General features: G+C 64.6%; 15 protein-coding genes. 8 read left to right on the forward strand and 7 right to left on the reverse strand.

Annotated elements, in window-relative coordinates:
* Positions 1–16: 16 nt before the first annotated feature.
* Positions 17–385: a DUF6199 family natural product biosynthesis protein gene (locus tag QYL91_RS10170; RefSeq protein ID WP_302080390.1), complete on the reverse strand. Its 369-nt coding sequence runs from the start codon at positions 383–385 to the stop codon at positions 17–19.
* A gap of 41 nt (positions 386–426) precedes the next feature.
* Positions 427–2,184, reverse strand: a complete 1,758-nt coding sequence (locus QYL91_RS10175; RefSeq protein ID WP_302080391.1) for a MutS-related protein — start codon at positions 2,182–2,184, stop codon at positions 427–429.
* Positions 2,185–2,304: 120 nt separating this feature from the next.
* On the opposite strand from QYL91_RS10175, the gene rtcA reads away from it, so the two are divergent.
* Positions 2,305–3,336 carry an RNA 3'-terminal phosphate cyclase gene (gene rtcA / locus QYL91_RS10180; protein ID WP_302080392.1) on the forward strand — a complete coding sequence of 344 codons (1,032 nt, stop codon included), beginning with the start codon at positions 2,305–2,307 and terminating at the stop codon, positions 3,334–3,336.
* A gap of 12 nt (positions 3,337–3,348) precedes the next feature.
* Here rtcA and QYL91_RS10185 read toward each other — a convergent pair whose 3' ends face one another.
* From QYL91_RS10185 to QYL91_RS10200, 4 genes are all read right to left on the reverse strand, one after another.
* Complete coding sequence (locus QYL91_RS10185; protein WP_302080393.1) at positions 3,349–6,189, reverse strand: DEAD/DEAH box helicase; 2,841 nt, start codon at positions 6,187–6,189, stop codon at positions 3,349–3,351.
* 181 nt (positions 6,190–6,370) lie between these two features.
* The gene (locus QYL91_RS10190) at positions 6,371–7,123 is read right to left on the reverse strand and encodes a metallophosphoesterase (protein WP_302080394.1); all 753 of its coding nucleotides are present in this window, start codon (positions 7,121–7,123) and stop codon (positions 6,371–6,373) included.
* Positions 7,123–8,868, reverse strand: coding sequence for a hypothetical protein (locus QYL91_RS10195; protein WP_302080395.1), 1,746 nt, complete (start codon positions 8,866–8,868; stop codon positions 7,123–7,125). The genes QYL91_RS10190 and QYL91_RS10195 overlap by 1 nt, the downstream gene beginning before the upstream one ends.
* Positions 8,865–10,142, reverse strand: a complete 1,278-nt coding sequence (locus tag QYL91_RS10200; RefSeq protein ID WP_302080396.1) for a Single-stranded DNA binding protein — start codon at positions 10,140–10,142, stop codon at positions 8,865–8,867. Before QYL91_RS10200 ends, QYL91_RS10195 begins: the two co-directional genes overlap by 4 nt.
* Before the next feature lie 128 nt (positions 10,143–10,270).
* On the opposite strand from QYL91_RS10200, the gene QYL91_RS10205 reads away from it, so the two are divergent.
* From QYL91_RS10205 to QYL91_RS10235, 7 genes are all read left to right on the forward strand, one after another.
* Positions 10,271–10,744: a hypothetical protein gene (locus QYL91_RS10205; protein WP_302080397.1), complete on the forward strand. Its 474-nt coding sequence runs from the start codon at positions 10,271–10,273 to the stop codon at positions 10,742–10,744.
* A 70-nt stretch (positions 10,745–10,814) separates the two neighbouring features.
* Positions 10,815–11,234 carry a universal stress protein gene (locus QYL91_RS10210; protein WP_302080398.1) on the forward strand — a complete coding sequence of 140 codons (420 nt, stop codon included), beginning with the start codon at positions 10,815–10,817 and terminating at the stop codon, positions 11,232–11,234.
* Between the two features lie 76 nt (positions 11,235–11,310).
* The gene (locus tag QYL91_RS10215) at positions 11,311–11,850 is read left to right on the forward strand and encodes a tRNA (cytidine(56)-2'-O)-methyltransferase (RefSeq protein ID WP_302080399.1); all 540 of its coding nucleotides are present in this window, start codon (positions 11,311–11,313) and stop codon (positions 11,848–11,850) included.
* Between the two features lie 72 nt (positions 11,851–11,922).
* Complete coding sequence (locus QYL91_RS10220) at positions 11,923–12,456, forward strand: transcription factor (RefSeq protein ID WP_302080400.1); 534 nt, start codon at positions 11,923–11,925, stop codon at positions 12,454–12,456.
* Positions 12,456–13,121 carry a DUF2110 family protein gene (locus QYL91_RS10225; RefSeq protein WP_302080401.1) on the forward strand — a complete coding sequence of 222 codons (666 nt, stop codon included), beginning with the start codon at positions 12,456–12,458 and terminating at the stop codon, positions 13,119–13,121. The genes QYL91_RS10220 and QYL91_RS10225 overlap by 1 nt, the downstream gene beginning before the upstream one ends.
* Positions 13,118–13,879: a DUF5803 family protein gene (locus QYL91_RS10230; protein WP_302080402.1), complete on the forward strand. Its 762-nt coding sequence runs from the start codon at positions 13,118–13,120 to the stop codon at positions 13,877–13,879. The genes QYL91_RS10225 and QYL91_RS10230 overlap by 4 nt, the downstream gene beginning before the upstream one ends.
* Positions 13,880–13,932: 53 nt before the next feature.
* Entirely contained in the window at positions 13,933–14,622 is a 690-nt protein-coding gene (locus QYL91_RS10235) for a competence/damage-inducible protein A (protein ID WP_302080403.1), read from the forward strand.
* A 6-nt stretch (positions 14,623–14,628) separates the two neighbouring features.
* Here QYL91_RS10235 and QYL91_RS10240 read toward each other — a convergent pair whose 3' ends face one another.
* Entirely contained in the window at positions 14,629–14,757 is a 129-nt protein-coding gene (locus QYL91_RS10240; RefSeq protein ID WP_302080404.1) for a hypothetical protein, read from the reverse strand.
* Positions 14,758–14,789: the final 32 nt, after the last annotated feature.

Raw genomic sequence — 14,789 nt, forward strand, 5'->3', positions numbered from 1 at the left:
ACCGTCGTCAGTTGCGTTATTCGTCGTCGTCGATGTCGATAGTCACGGGACCGCCGTCGTCATCGTCTGACTCGTCGGTGTCGGCGTCGCTGTCGTGCTCAGATGCGGATTCGCCGGCGGCCATCTGGGCCTTTGACCGCTCTTTCTCTGCGTTTTCGGCGCTTGTGACGAGCAGGCCAGTCAGGCCGCCAGCGAGCATGCCGACGCCGGCGATTTTCGTCACCTCGACGTACCACTCCCGCGGTTCGAGTTCGTCGACGTTCTCAAAGCCGACCCGCCAGCCGGCAGTCGCGAGTTTGAGTGCTTTCTTCGGAAGGAAGACGCTCAACAGTCCCTGGACGACCATCATCAGATAGCCGACTCGGAGGAGTGATTTCATTCCCATGCACTGACTTCGGTCCCCAGTCACCTCAAAGTAGCCCTTCTTCACTCAGTCCAGCGAGCGTCCGCCAGCGTTCGCTGGACGGCACTCTCACCGACGGCTTCTGCAAGTGTCTCGTAGCCGGCTCGCTCGGCGTGGTCGCCCGCGTTCGCGACCAACCGCGAGACGATAAACTCCGGCGTCGACCGGCCGACCGTCTCGAAGCGTGGCTGATAGTCGACCTCCAGTTCCAGGTCCGTCGTCAGTCCCTCCGCGAAGATGCCGTCGGTCCGTGCTTGCTCCGGGAGCGGTTCCAGGTCGTCGGCGAGGTGGGTGACAAAGACACCGAGTGCTCCCTTATCGACGGTCAGCGAGACCAGGCCATGCAGGAGGTCCGCAGCGCTCCCCGGTTCGGTAATCGCCTCGAACTCGTCGACGAGCATCAGCGCCCGTCCCTCGTCGGTCACCGGTGGCACCACAGAGCGCAGCGTCGACTCAAGGACCCCGGCGTTGAAACTCGCGTGCCGGCGATGGAAGACGATGGTGTCGACGACGCTCACCTCGGCATCGTCGGCCGGCACCGGGAGTCCCATCTGGGCGAGCAACTGGACCTGACAGAGCGTCTCCAGCAGCGTCGTCTTCCCGCCGCTGTTCGCACCGGTCAAGACCGCAACGCGGTCCCCGCTGGGCGGTGCCGTCGCACTCGCGACCGTCAGGTCGTGCTCGCCGACGGCGTAGGTAATCGGCTGGACCGAATCGCCAGCGTCTTCGAGAAATACGTTGCGTGCTTCCACGACGCCGGCGACCTGGTGGTCGACAAACCGTGGCCGCGTGAGGTCGAACGCGAGCGCAAAGCGAGCAAGCGACAGCGCAAAGGCGAGGTTGTCGACCGTCTCGACTGCGGCGTCGATTTCGGGTTCGGCCTCCTCGAGTACGCCCGCCAGTCGCTCGCTGACGTCTTGCTCGCGCTCTTCGACGGCCGTCCGCAAGTCGTCGGCAAGCGCCCGCAGTGTCTCGCCGACGAAAGCCGACGCGTCCGCCGCTTCCCCCGGCATCGCCTCCCGGACGCGGCCGATGTCGACAGCAGTCTCGCCGGCGACGTGTCGGGCAAACGAATCCCGGAGTTCGTCCGTTCCGCGCGCGCCCGACCGGACAGCCTCCAGTACGTCGCCGGGGGTCGCAGAGAGGTCTTCGACACTAGCAAGCTGTGTGCGGAGTTCGTCCAGCCGGTCGTCGGCGCCCTCGCCGACGCGGTCGCCGCCGGATTCGAGGCCTGCGAGTGCAGCCTCGGCGTCTTCGAGTGCCCCGGCATCGAAATCCGAGACTGGTGCAAAAATACCCTCGTCGACACCGGTCTCCTGGAGTGCAAGTGCGGTCCTGACCGCGGAGATGCGCCCGCCAGCGACGCTCTCGTAGGCGTCGAACGCGTCCATAACTGCCGACCGACTCGCCTCGTCCAGCCCGGCCCAGGTGTCGCGGGCCTCGAGAACGCTGTCCAGTCGGGCACGCATCGCGTCGGCACTGTCGAGCGGCGTGAGAATTCGGATACGGTCGCCCGCGCTCTCGGTGACCGCGTAGTCACCGACGATGCCCAGAAGGTCCTTGTAGACGTTTCGCGCGTCGCGGGTCGCTAGGAGGTCCATCGCCTCGCCGCCGTGGGCGTGCCGGAGAATCCGGGTCGCGCGGCCACGCGGGATGCCAGCGTCTACGAGCGTCCGCACGTCGCCCGTCTCGACTGCCTCGATTGCGGCGTCGACACCGAGTTCCGCGGCCAGCAGGTCCCGGGTCTTCGGCCCGATTCCCCAGTAATCCTCCAGTCGCATTGGCAGGGTGGTGGCGACCCTGGCTCTTAGTCTTTCCCGAGCGGGCCTGTCACTGCATGCTGGTAGCCAGAGACGGACAGATTCAGGAATCTGGCCCCCGAATGCGGATACCGTACGGCGATGCTCAGTATCGACGGCGCTGCCGGCGGGGGACAACTGCTCCGAACAGCGCTCTCGCTGTCGACGATTACCGACAGGTCGTTTCGTATCGACGACATCCGCGGAGACCGGCCGAACCCGGGGCTTCGCCCGCAGCACCTGTCGACGGTCGACCTCGTTGCCGATTTCTGTGACGCCGACGTGGAGGGTGCCAAGGCCGGCGCCGAATCGCTGGTCTTCGAACCAGGCTCGACCTGTCACACGGACCTCTCGGTAGACGTCGGGACGGCGGGCAGTCTCATGCTCCTGTTCGACACGATTTTGCCAATCGGGGTGACCTGCGACGAGCCAATCTGTGTGACTGCGACCGGCGGCACCAACGTGAAGTGGTCGCCGACGGTCGAGTACCACCAGCACGTCAAGTTGCCGCTACTTGCCAGATACGGTCTCGAAGCCACGCTCGAACTCGAACGGACGGGATTCTATCCTGCGGGCGGTGGCAGAGCAACACTCGAAACAACGCCGTGGACCCGCCAGCCACTGGAACTAGACGAGCGAGGCAGTCTGGAACGGGTCGAGATATACTCCAAAGCGTCTGCGGACCTCGAAGACAGCGATGTCGCCGACCGGCAGGCGAGACACGCAGCAAAGCTACTCGATGATGATGGCTTCCCCGTCAGTGTCGAAGATGTCGCGTACGTGCCGAGTGACTCCCCCGGCTCGTCGATTCTTCTGCGTGCCGTCTACGACCGAACGCTCGCCGGCTTCGAAGAACTCGGCGAACGCGGACGTCCCTCCGAGGAAGTCGCTGAGGCCGCTGTCGCACAGTTCCAGTCCGTTCACTCCTCGGGTGCGACAGTCGACGTTCACATGGCCGACCAGCTGATGGTCCTGCTCGCGCTGGCTGGCGGCCGGCTCGCGATTCCGGAAGTGACCGACCACGTTCGGACGAACCTTGAACTCATTACCACCTTCGGCAGCGACATGCACCTCGCTGGTGAGTCCACGGACACGCCGACGCTGGTCGCCTCACCACTGCTCGACGAACAGTGAGTACCGCCGCCGCTACTCCCAGAACGACCGCGTGCGAGCGTACTCGCGCTCACGGGAGAGAATATCCCGGTAGAAGTCGTCCTCGTCTTCCCGCAGTTTGTTGATGATTCGTGCGGCGTTCTGTGGGCCGACACCACGCGCAGCGAGCGCGACGACGGCTCGCTTGCCGTGGCTCTGGACGAGACTCGCCGTTCGATAGGCCCGTTCAGTGGCTTTCTCCTCTTCGTCGTCCTTCTCGTCGGTCTTGACCGCTGCCACAGTGTCGTCGTCCCATGGGTTTAGCGCGGCAATCTGTGTCGAGCCACACTGTGGACATTCGGGCTGGTCGCGGACGCGCCCGACCTCTCGTTTCGTCTGCCAGTCCCGACAGTGCAGACAAAAGAGGATGACGCGGTCGTTCTGGATGCGGTCTTTGACCGTCTGGATGACGCTCGCATCGGCGTTCTCCGGTGTGAGCAATTCCGTACCCGAGCCCCGCCCACTGGTTCCCAGTGGCGTGTGGTCTCCGACCGTCTCGACGGCCAGTTCGCCGGACTGGATGCGTCCGAGGAGCGTCGCCGTCTCCTCGACTGCCAGTTCTTCGTGGAGTATCTCCCGAACTGCTTCGTCGTAGACTGGCGTATCTTCGAGGGCGTCGAGCAGTCGACTCCGACCGAAGCGAGCCTGGCCGGTCCCTCGCCAGCGCTTGAGCGCGCCGAACTTCGCGGCGACCTGTGCGAGTTTGAACTTCAGCGCGTCGGCGTTTTTCAGACTGAGTTCGATGATGTGCTCGACGTGGTCGGGGTCCGTCTCCTTGAGAATCCGGACGACATCGCCGGCCGTGATTCCACGCGGGACATCGAGTTCGATGCGATACGGGTCGACGTCCATCCCCACCGAAGAGCCACTCTGCTGGCCGAGCAACGCCGAGAGCAGTCGGCCCAGCGTCTCGTTGACCTTGTGGCCGAAACAGACGTTGACGACGATTGCGCGGCCGCTGAACTCGACGAGGAGTCGGTCGTCCGTGGGGACGGGCGCGTCGGTGTCGGCGTGGTCCGCGAGTGGACCGAGCCCCGCTTCGATGGTCGCCGTCTCCGCGTCGTAGCGCCGTTGCACGTCACGGGCGACCGCCGCTTTCGGCGCGTCACGGAGCTGGTCGCCGGCGACGCCGCGCAACTCCCCGACTTCCTGCGCGACCTGGCTAGGGACGGGAATCTCCTGTCCGGTCCAGGAGGGAACCTCCCCGGCAGGGTCCTCGATTGGCGACACCGTCACGATCTCTTCTTCCTCGTCGATGTTGGTGATGCGCCACATCTCGCCGCGCTGGATGAAGATTTCGCCGGGCGCGGCGAAGTTGACGACGAAGCGCTCGTCGAGTGTTCCGACCTGCTTCCCGCTGGCCACGTCCTCCACGTCGTAGGTGGCTTCGTCGGGAATCATCGAGAGGTTCTGGTAGAAGTACTGCCAGGTCCCCTGGCGTTTCTCCAGCCGGTCTTCGTCTTCTTCCAGCCAGACGACGCGATTGCCCGCGAGCTCTCGGATCACCTGCTTGAACGCGGATTTCGAGAGGCTCTTGAACGGGTACGCGCGGGTCACGATGTCGTAGGCTTTCATCGCACCGATTTCGCCAAAGTCCATCACTAATCCCGCAATCTGGTTTGCGACAGTGTCGAGACTGCCGTAGTGGATGTCGGCGCGCTCGACTTCGCCGGCGTGGGCCTGGCGCGTGATGACCAGCGACTCCATCACGTCGTCGGGATGGCTGGTGACGATAGTTCCCGAGGAGACGGCATCGCGGCGGTGACCCGCGCGGCCGACACGCTGGAGGAGTCGACAGACTTGCCGGGGACTGTTGTACTGGACGACGTGGTCGACGTGACCCACGTCGATGCCGAGTTCCATTGAGGACGTACACAGCAATCCGTCGAGTTCGCCGGACTTGAACTGCGACTCGACCTCGATTCGGGTTTCCTTGGCGAGTGAGCCATGGTGGATGCCGATGTCGGTACCGAGTTTCTTCAGCCGCGACCCGAGCGCCTCGGCCGTCTGTCGGGTGTTGACGAACACGAGCGTCGACTCGTGGTCAGTCACGACTTCGTCGATGACGCGGACGTGACTGGCGACGTCAGCCTGCGTGACGAGTTCGCTCGCGAGCTGCTCGTCCTCGTCGGTGATTGTCGGACAGCGAACGTCCACGTCGAAGGCTTTGCCCTCGTCCACTTCGACGATTTCACAGCCACGATTACCGGTGAGAAAGCGCCCGACTTCGTCGGGGTCACCCACCGTCGCGGAGAGGCCGACGCGCTGGAACGGCCCGGAGAGTTCTCGGAGCCGCTCCAACCCGATTGTGAGTTGGGCGCCGCGCTTGGAGGTGGCGAGTTCGTGGACCTCGTCGACGACGACGTGGTCGACATCTTCCAACGCTCGCCGGAGTTTCTTTCCGGTCAGCATCGCCTGGAGTGTCTCGGGCGTCGTGACGAGGACGTCCGGCGGGTCGTTTGCCTGCTTTTGGCGCTGGTAGTCAGTGGTGTCGCCGTGGCGAACGTCCACGTCTAAGTCGAGCGTCTCGGCCCACCAGTCCAGTCGGTCGCGCATGTCGCGGTTCAGCGCACGGAGCGGCGTGATGTAGAGCGAGCCGATGCCGAACCGCTCCTCGTCTGTGAGTGCGTCGAAGACCGGTAACATCGCCGTCTCAGTCTTGCCACTGCCAGTCGGTGCGACGACGAGAGCGTTCTCGCCGTCCGCGAGTGGCGGTATTGCCACTCGCTGGGGTGCAGTCGGCGTGTCGAATCCGCGCTCGGAGAGGGCAGCCCGGACAGTCGACCCGAGCGCGGCGAAGGCCGCCGGTCCCGATGCGGCCTCACCGTCTGTCATCACCCGCTGTAGGTGGCTGAGCCGATTAAGCCCGTCGGGAGAGAGCGAACAGGTGACACTGCTTGCGCGCGGCTCTCGGATGGCGTGTCACGCTATCGCGGACCACCCGAGCGCTTGCTGTCAGTGCATGGGTCGGGCTGGCCGCGTACTGACATTTAAATCTCCGGGGTGGGCCACCAACTCAGACCGTGTCGTATCGGCCGAGGCGAGTCCCATCGAGCAGATACGCTTGCCCGTCGGCGAGCCCGTCGGGGAGAAACGGCGAGAGGAACTCCTGGCTGGCGACGTTGACCCAGGTTCCGCCCGAGAGGTCGTTGAACGCGGGGAAGACGACGAGTTCGTCCGGGGTGGCGGTGTCACGGTCGTGAAACGCTTCGAACGGTTCGGGATTGCAGTCCCCGCGAAGCCAGACACGCTCGACGCGGCCGCCACCGACCTCGTCTTCGAGTTTGACGACCGGGTGTTCGTGGGCAGTACAGAGAATCTCTGCGTCCAGTACGTCGGGGCTGGGCCAGGTGTGGCCGTGCGCGAAGCCGACCGACCCGATTCGCATCCCATGGCCCGGCACGAGTCTGGCGTCGTCGGCGTGCTCGATTTGTGTCTCGATGTCCCCGTCGTGGTTGCCCCGCACGAGTGTGACCGGGACGTGCTCAGTGACTGCGGCGAGCAAATCGGCGATTTCATCGCGTTCGTCGTCCCAGGGGGTGCCGATTGCGTGGCCGAGGTCACCGAGCACGACAAGCTGGTCGGGTGTCGTCCGGTCGACGAGTGCGAGCAACTGCTCGCGGCGCTCGTCGGCACGGCTGTCGAGTTCGACACCCTCCCGCCGAAGTCCGACCTCGATTCCGGCGTGAAAGTCGGCTACTACGAGCGCCCGCTCGTCCCCACAGTCGACGACGGCGGCGGGCAAATCAGGGACCGGCTCGACCACCATCAGATGGGTTTGACAGTCGTGTCGTCGGGCTCGTAACACCGGCCGTCCATCAGCGCGTCTTGGATAGCTTCCTCCACCTCGTCGGCACTGACGCCGTGGCGCTCGACGAGCGTCTCGACGACCGTCTCCCGCTCGGCACCGGTACCGTCGTCGAGTTCCTCCATGACGTCGATAGTCGCCTCTTCGAGGTCGATGTCCTCGGCCGATTCCGACGTGTCCGCCGCGTCGTCTGTTTCGCCGTCGCTGGTGTCTGCAACTTCAGACTCGGATTTCGGTTCGTTCTCGCTCTCTATTTCGGCTGGCTCGGCCGCTCCGGCGGGGGCTGGCGACTCCTCGCCGGATTCATTGTTGGGCTCGGCTTCGGCCAGCTCTTCCGGGTCGGGCGTTTCGATGTCTGCCTCGCCGGGGTCTGGTACGTCTGTCCCGCTCTGGAACTCGGTGCCGTACTCCTCCTCGATTTCCTCGCGTTCGTCCTCGTCGAGTTCGAACTCGCCGGGTTCGAAGTCGCCGATGTCGTCTTCGGCGTCTGCACCGGCGTCAGTGTCCTCGGCCGCGGCTGTCGGCTGCGCTTCCGCATCGTCGGCACCGGTCTCTTCGACGCCGGTTTCGGACCCACCGGGAGTCCCGGCTGCCGCTGGCTCTCCGGTGTCCGTCTCGACACCCTCCGAGCCGGTAGCCTCGGTCGACGTTCCCGTCGCTGACTCGGTGGCCGCTGTTTCAGTGGGTGTGTCTGTCGTTTCTGTCGTCGTCTCCGCTGTCGTCGTCTCCGCTTCCAGTGCCGTCTCTGACGCGTCCGGCTCGGTTGTCTCCGATGCGGTATCTGTCGTCGTTTGTGACACTTCAGCCGTCGAGTCGGTCGCGTCGGTGCCGCTCTCGATGTCGGATGTCTCGGCCGCTGCCGTCTCGGTCGAGGTGTCGACTGTTTCTGGCTCTGTTTCAGTCGAAGGTTCGTCTCCGCCACTCGATTCGGCTGGTGAACTGGCGGCGATTCCGGCGGTTGCGGACACGTCTATATCGGTGTCAGCAAGCGAGTGCAGGTCGTCGTCGTCACCCTGTCCGGGGTCGAGCGAGAGTCCTTCCACTTCGTCGATTTCGTCGGCGACGAGACGCGCGGCGTCGACCGCGAGCTCTCGCAGTGCCGACAGGTACGCGCCTGTCGTCCCGTAGTGCTCGATAGCCAGCGGGATACCGGCGGCCAGTCCGTCGTCGACGCCGTTGTCTTCGAGGGTCGTTCGGAGGTCCCCACCGCGAACGGCCAGTGAGAGCGCCGTCGCCATGTGACCGACGCGGTCGATGGTTTGCTCTGCGGTCTGGACCGTCCAGCGGTCCCGCGTCGTGGCGTCGACTTCGCTGATACTCTCCGGTCGGACGGAGGTAAACACCTGCTCGGAGTCGTCCGGCTGGAAGGTGCGGGCCTTCCCGGTCAGCGCGACGAACATCGGCGTATCGGCGCTGTCGAGAAACGCCTGCTCGTCGGGCTGGTACTGGCCGGCATAGAGGACGAACGCGCCCGTCGGGTCGACCACGCGAGCGCGCAGCACGTCCTCGCTGACCTGTTCGACTTCGGTGAGAACACCGACCACAAAGAGTCGGTTTACACGCGCGCCCGTCGGCGTGATGACGTAGTTGGGCGCGCGTTCCTCGTCGCTTTCGGAGTACGAAAAGTCCGCGTCGTCGAACTCCGCGGCGAACAGACGGTACGCGACCTCGCGGCGGCCGGCACCGCTTTGCTCGCTTTCGCTCATGTCGTCACCTCCTGGAGCAGCGCCTCGGCACGCGCTGCGGGGTCGTCTTCGGCCTCGGTGAACTCGGCGGCTTCGAGGTTCGCGCCGTACTCGTCGACGCTGAGTGAGCCGCGGATGCGAAACTCCCGGCCGACGATTCGGTCGGCGATGGTGTCCGCGACGACTTCCTTGTCCATCTCCTCGCGGGCGTGTTCTTTCGCGTCTTCGATGTCTCCGCCGTAGACGGCTTCGGTAATCTCCTCGTCCAGGATGGCCGTGACCGTCCCGGTTCCGTCGTCGAGGATAGCTTTCGTCCGCAGGTCGTCTTCGCCGTCGACCTCGCCGTGACTGCGACACTGCCCGTTCTGGACGACGCGACTGCACTGCGGGCACCGCTCGATGAGCCCGGAACCGTCCCGCAGCGAGATGATGTTGCCGACCAGTTCCACGTCGAAGAGCCCGCCCGACTCGACGGCGTCCCGAATCGAGAGTTGCTGTGCCGTCTCGGGCGCTTCGATAGCCCGGTCGAGTCGCTGCACCGTCGAGAACTCCGAGACGTTCACCGACGGGACGCCGCGGAACTCCCGGACGAACGTATCCTCAATGCGGACGGATTCGCCCTCCGCGAGTTCGGCGTGTGGGTCCCAGTCGGTGAAGGGGAGCCGTGTCGACTCGTCGGCCAGCACGCCGCTGAGAATCTCCGTCTCGCCGTCGCGGCCGTCGATGACCTTCGACTCGGACTCGAGGACGGTCACCTCGACGTTGATGCCACGGTCACCCGGGTGGAGTTCGGTGAGTGTGGCATCGCCGCCGATGTCGTAGGGCACGTCGAGCGATTCGTCGGCGGTCTCGACGCTCGTGCTTTCGCCGAGATTGAGTTCGGGGTGGCCGTCCCACTCCCGGACCCCGGCGTTGCCGATGCTGACGGTGTCGCCGGGCTGGATGTCGAACTCCTCCCAGGACGTGTAGGAGATTTGCCCGCTCTCGTCGGCGAGTTTCCCCTCCAGAATCACCTGGTCGTCGCCCTGGTAGCGAATCGAGCGCTTGCCGACCGTGAGCACGACGGCGGTCACCGAGACGCTGCTGTCGTCGGTCGTCACGTCGGCGATGTCTTTGCTCGGTGGGGCACCGCCGCCACCGGAATCGCTACCGGAACCGTACTTCCGGCGGAGACTCTGCTTTGCCTCGTCCATCGGCACGCTGTAGGAGACGAGGTTCTCCAGATCGTCTTTGACCTCCGCTTTGTCAACACCGAGGTCGGAGGCGAGTTCCTCGGCATGGTCTTCGAGATTCATCAGGTCATACTTGCTCGGCCACCATTATAATCGTCCGGTCCGCTCGGTGCCGCCGGCCACCGCCGCCCGACGGGACTGTCAATGCGGCGGCAATTACGCTTATCAACGCGGCCAGTCGAAGTTGGGATGTGACGAACGGCTCGTTTCGCGGGAAACCCTCGAAATCGCACATCATCTGGACGCGCCAGACGCGGGATGGTGCGACCAACAAACAGTTCGACCACAGTCACTTCGAGAAGTGGGCCAGCCACTGTGGGTTCGACTTCGAGGAGGCGACGCGCGTCGACCACGACCGGAGCGACGAGCCGCGGACGCAGTATCGGTGTGTCTTCACCTGGGGCCAAATCGAGGGTGAGACGATGGAATTTGGCGACGAAGAGTGGTCGTTTGGCAACCAGAAGACGCCCCGAACCTTCATTGAACTCGACAGCGAAGGCGTGGCGCGGGTGAAAGGCTGGACCTTCGAGACGGTCCTGAACATCGTCGAGATGCGCCACAAGGGGCCAGAACTGCTCATCAAAACCGCAAGCGGCGACAAGAAACGCCTGAACGGCCGGAAGTTCGTCGAAGACCCGCGCGAACGCCAGCGCGACGGGGGCTGAGACTGTCGGCGAGGGGTCGGCAGGCTGGTCGCCCCGGAGGTTTTAGCTCGTGGGCGCCATCCCCTGAGACATGTACGACCACGTTCTTGTTGCCACCGACGGGAGCGACCACGCCACCACAGCGGCGACCCACGCCATCGACGTCGCGGCTCGCTACGGGGCAACGCTGCACGCACTCTACGTCATCGAGACGCGAACGGCCTACGACAACGCCATCGTCAACCCAGACCAGGTTCGAGAGAACTTCCGGGAAGCCGGCGAGGAGGCCATCACAGCCATTGAATCGCGCGCTCGCGATGCAGACGTACAGGTCCAGACCGCTATCGAAGAAGGCGTTCCCGGCGAGGAGATTCTCGCGTACATCGAGACACACGACATCGACTGTGTCTACGTCGGCGAGCGGGGCCACTCGTCGTTCAAGACGATTCTGCTGGGGAGTACGACCGAGCGCGTGCTCCACGGCATTGACATCCCAGTCACTATCGTCTGACATCGAGTGCAGCGGCGCCACTCGCGGACAGTCGCGCTCCGAAAGCACCTAACCGACCGCTCCCGAGAAGGCGTGTATGCAGGACACACCGGAGGTCGTCGTCCTCCGTCTCGGGCACCGCCCCGGCCGAGACGAGCGGATGACGACCCACGTCGGGCTGACGGCACGCGCACTCGGTGCCGACCGCGTGATTTTGGCCCAGGAGGGAGCCAGCCGCGCGGACACGATAGTCGACATCACCGACCGCTTTGGCGGGCCCTTCGCTGTGGAGACGACCGACGAACCGATGGCCCGTCTCAACAACTGGGACGGTCCAATCGTCCACCTGACGATGTACGGGCTCCCCGTCCAGGAGGTCGAAGGCGAGATACGCGACCGTCACCGTGGCGGCGAGCCACTACTCGTCGTCGTCGGCGCGGAGAAGGTCGCGTGGGACGTCTACGACGCCGCAGACTGGAACGTGGGCGTGACCAACCAGCCCCACTCGGAGGTGGCCTCTCTCGCCGTGTTTCTGGACAGACTGTTCGAGGGGACGGAACTGGACCGCGAGTGGGACGACGCCGAGCGGGAAGTCGTTCCCCAGGCTGAGGGAAAGCGCGTCGAAGAGCGCGAGTAACTCGCAGGATAACAAATCGACCGCGGGGCCATCCCGATGGTTTTAACCACGTTACACCCGGTTGTTACCGTAATGGCTTTTGAGGAACTCCTGGAGGACCCTGTGATACAGAAGTACCTCCACGAACTCGTCGGCCCGAAGGGTATGCCAGTCGCGGCAGCGCCCCCGGACGGGGAAGTGACCGACGAGGAACTCGCCGAGGAACTCGGACTCGAACTCAACGACGTTCGCCGGGCACTTTTCATTCTCTACGAGAACGACCTGGCGACGTACCGACGACTCCGCGACGAGGACTCGGGGTGGCTCACCTACCTCTGGACCTTCGAGTACGACGCGATTCCCGAGCAACTCGAATCCGAGATGCACCGCCTGCTCACCGCACTGGAGAACCGCCGCGAGTACGAGCGAAACCACGAGTTCTACCTCTGTGAGGAGTGTGGTATCCGCTTCGAGTTCGGCGAAGCGATGGACTTTGGCTTCCAGTGTCCCGACTGTGGAAGCGAACTCCAGTCACTCGAGAACACCCGCCTCGTGGATGCGATGGAGACGCGCATCGACGAACTGCGTGACGAACTCAACGTGGAGACGGCAAACGCCGAAATCTGATGGTCGTACTTGCTACAAAAGTGTACGTCGCTGGCGACGCCCGCGACCGCGCACTCGACGGTCTGGAATCGATGGTGGCCAACACGCTCGACGGACTCGACGTTACCTTCGAGGTCGGGCACCGCGACGACGACTTCCCGACGGTCACCGTCGAGGGTGACGACGCGGTCGTCGCACGCAACCTCCTCCGCGAGGAGTGGGGCGAGATTACGCCGCACCTGGAAGACGGTGAGGTCCACGTCGGCACCCTCGAGTCGTGGGACGACGACGGACTCGTTCTCGATGCCGGCCAGCGCGTGCGGATTCCCACAGACCAGTTGGGACTCGGCCAGGGGTCGCCCGAGCAGATTCGAACCCGCTTTGGACTCGTCCAGCACATGCCGCTCAGATTCGTCGTCGGCGACCCGCCACGACTCGCCGACGAGGAGCAGGACCGCCTCTACGAGTGGACCCGTGGAACCGGTCGTCTGAACATAAACAGCGCGACGCGCTCGGAAGTCCGGGCGACGGTCAATCGCGCCGGCCACGCTCAGGACATCGTGACCGTCGAGCGGCTGGGGCTGCTCGAACAGAGTGTCGTCTGCCGTGAGGGGACCGACCCACCGGGACTGCTCGCCAGCGTCGGCGAGTATCTCCCCGCAGAGCTGCTCTGTGTCGTGCCATGAGACGTAAACGCCTGCTCGCGCTCGGTGCGCTCGTGCTCGCCGCGACCGTAGCCGGGTGTGGGTTTGGCTCCTCGGACATTCCGGAGGACCAGCTCACCGAGAACGCGACCTACGAGTGGGACACGTCGGCGAACGTGACCTTCGACATCTCCCGGTCGTCGTACGCGACAGTCGTCAACGTGACCAACGAGACCGTCGAGGTCTGGCAACGCGATGCGATAGAGGGCGACAACCCGGTCAATCTGCGCTCGCTCCAGTACCAATACGAGAATGGGACCGTCGTCAACGCGACCCACGGGAACCTCTCTGCGACGCGAAGCGGCGACCGGACCCAGATTACGGTCCCGGAGCCACGCGGGAAAGTCGCCTACACTGCATCCCGGAGTGGCAAGCAGTTCCGGTCACCGGTGTTCACACAGGGGTCACACGAGGTCATCCTCCCACCCGGCGCACGCGTCGGGATTCCGCTGCTCTCGCAGGCCAACCCGGGCAACTGGAACAGTACGGTCGAGGACGACCGGATGACCGTTCGGTGGGGGAACCTCTCGGACGGCCGGGTAAACACCCGGTACTACCTCGAACGTGACCTGCTGCTCTTTGCGGGGCTTGCCATCATCGCGCTCCTGGTCGGGCTTGTCGGCGGGCTCTACTACTTCCGACAGATTCGGGGGCTGGAAGCCCAGCGCGAAGAGATAGACATCGACATCGATTACGACGACGACGAGTTCGACAACGACGGTCCGCCACCGGGAATGTGAATCGTCGGTGGCGGAGCCGGTGGTGATTTTACGCTCCGGTCCGAGGTACCGGTATGCGCGTCGCGCTGGTCACCGTCGGTGATGAGATTCTCGCCGGCGACACCGTCAACACGAACGCTGCCTGGCTCGGTCGACAGCTCGCCGAGCGCGGCGTCGACGTCGACCGCGTCACGGTCGTCCCGGACCGCGTCGGCGAGATTGCCCGGCTGGTCAACGAACAGCGTGCCGAGTTCGACGCCGTTATCGTCACTGGCGGCGTCGGGCCTACGCACGACGACGTCACCATGGACGGCGTCGCTGCTGCCTTCGGTCGCGAACTCGAAGAGAGCGAGGCGGCGCTCCAGTGGCTCGCCGAAGAAGGGGGGTACGTCCGGGAGGAACTTGCCGATGGCACCGCAGCACTCCCAGCAGGCGGGGAGTTCATCCGGAACCCTAACGGGGTCGCACCGGGGTGTAATATCGGCAACGTCTACGTGTTACCCGGCGTTCCCGACGAGATGAAAGGGATGTTCGAGGTGATTGCCGAGGACTTCACCGGTGTCGACCGCTTTACGGCAACCGTCGAAGCCGACGAACCGGAGAGTGCCCTCATCGACCGACTCATCGAGGTCCAAGAGCAATTTGGCGTGACCGTCGGCAGTTACCCCGGCGAGACCGTCCGTCTGAAGATACAGGGCGAAGACGAAGGGGCCGTCGCGGATGCAAAGCAGTGGCTCGCCGAGCAGGTCGAAATACCGGAGTGAGCGCAGTTATCGCCCGAGAGAGCGCAGCCAGAACGCGGTCAGAAGGACGCCACCGAGGAGGACGACCCACCCGGCAGCATCGATGACGGAACCCTGCACAGCCACTTCGTTCGCTTGCGTCAGTAGCACACTCATACTCGGCAGTTCGAAGTGCGGACGGTTAAGAC

Source organism: Salinibaculum rarum (assembly GCF_030505615.1).
Taxonomy (GTDB): domain Archaea; phylum Halobacteriota; class Halobacteria; order Halobacteriales; family Haloarculaceae; genus Salinibaculum; species Salinibaculum rarum.

Bases quoted from the DNA above. Each gene is read 5' to 3' on its own strand.
- QYL91_RS10220 (WP_302080400.1), top strand. From the start codon at position 11,923: ATGGCTTTTGAGGAACTCCTGGAGGACCCTGTGATACAGAAGTACCTC.
- QYL91_RS10240 (WP_302080404.1), bottom strand. From the start codon at position 14,757: ATGAGTGTGCTACTGACGCAAGCGAACGAAGTGGCTGTGCAGGGTTCC.
- QYL91_RS10210 (WP_302080398.1), top strand. From the start codon at position 10,815: ATGTACGACCACGTTCTTGTTGCCACCGACGGGAGCGACCACGCCACC.
- QYL91_RS10190 (WP_302080394.1), bottom strand. From the start codon at position 7,123: ATGGTGGTCGAGCCGGTCCCTGATTTGCCCGCCGCCGTCGTCGACTGT.
- rtcA (WP_302080392.1), top strand. From the start codon at position 2,305: ATGCTCAGTATCGACGGCGCTGCCGGCGGGGGACAACTGCTCCGAACA.
- QYL91_RS10235 (WP_302080403.1), top strand. From the start codon at position 13,933: ATGCGCGTCGCGCTGGTCACCGTCGGTGATGAGATTCTCGCCGGCGAC.
- QYL91_RS10225 (WP_302080401.1), top strand. From the start codon at position 12,456: ATGGTCGTACTTGCTACAAAAGTGTACGTCGCTGGCGACGCCCGCGAC.
- QYL91_RS10195 (WP_302080395.1), bottom strand. From the start codon at position 8,868: ATGAGCGAAAGCGAGCAAAGCGGTGCCGGCCGCCGCGAGGTCGCGTAC.
- QYL91_RS10170 (WP_302080390.1), bottom strand. From the start codon at position 385: ATGGGAATGAAATCACTCCTCCGAGTCGGCTATCTGATGATGGTCGTC.
- QYL91_RS10230 (WP_302080402.1), top strand. From the start codon at position 13,118: ATGAGACGTAAACGCCTGCTCGCGCTCGGTGCGCTCGTGCTCGCCGCG.
- QYL91_RS10185 (WP_302080393.1), bottom strand. From the start codon at position 6,189: ATGACAGACGGTGAGGCCGCATCGGGACCGGCGGCCTTCGCCGCGCTC.
- QYL91_RS10175 (WP_302080391.1), bottom strand. From the start codon at position 2,184: ATGCGACTGGAGGATTACTGGGGAATCGGGCCGAAGACCCGGGACCTG.
- QYL91_RS10200 (WP_302080396.1), bottom strand. From the start codon at position 10,142: ATGAATCTCGAAGACCATGCCGAGGAACTCGCCTCCGACCTCGGTGTT.
- QYL91_RS10215 (WP_302080399.1), top strand. From the start codon at position 11,311: ATGCAGGACACACCGGAGGTCGTCGTCCTCCGTCTCGGGCACCGCCCC.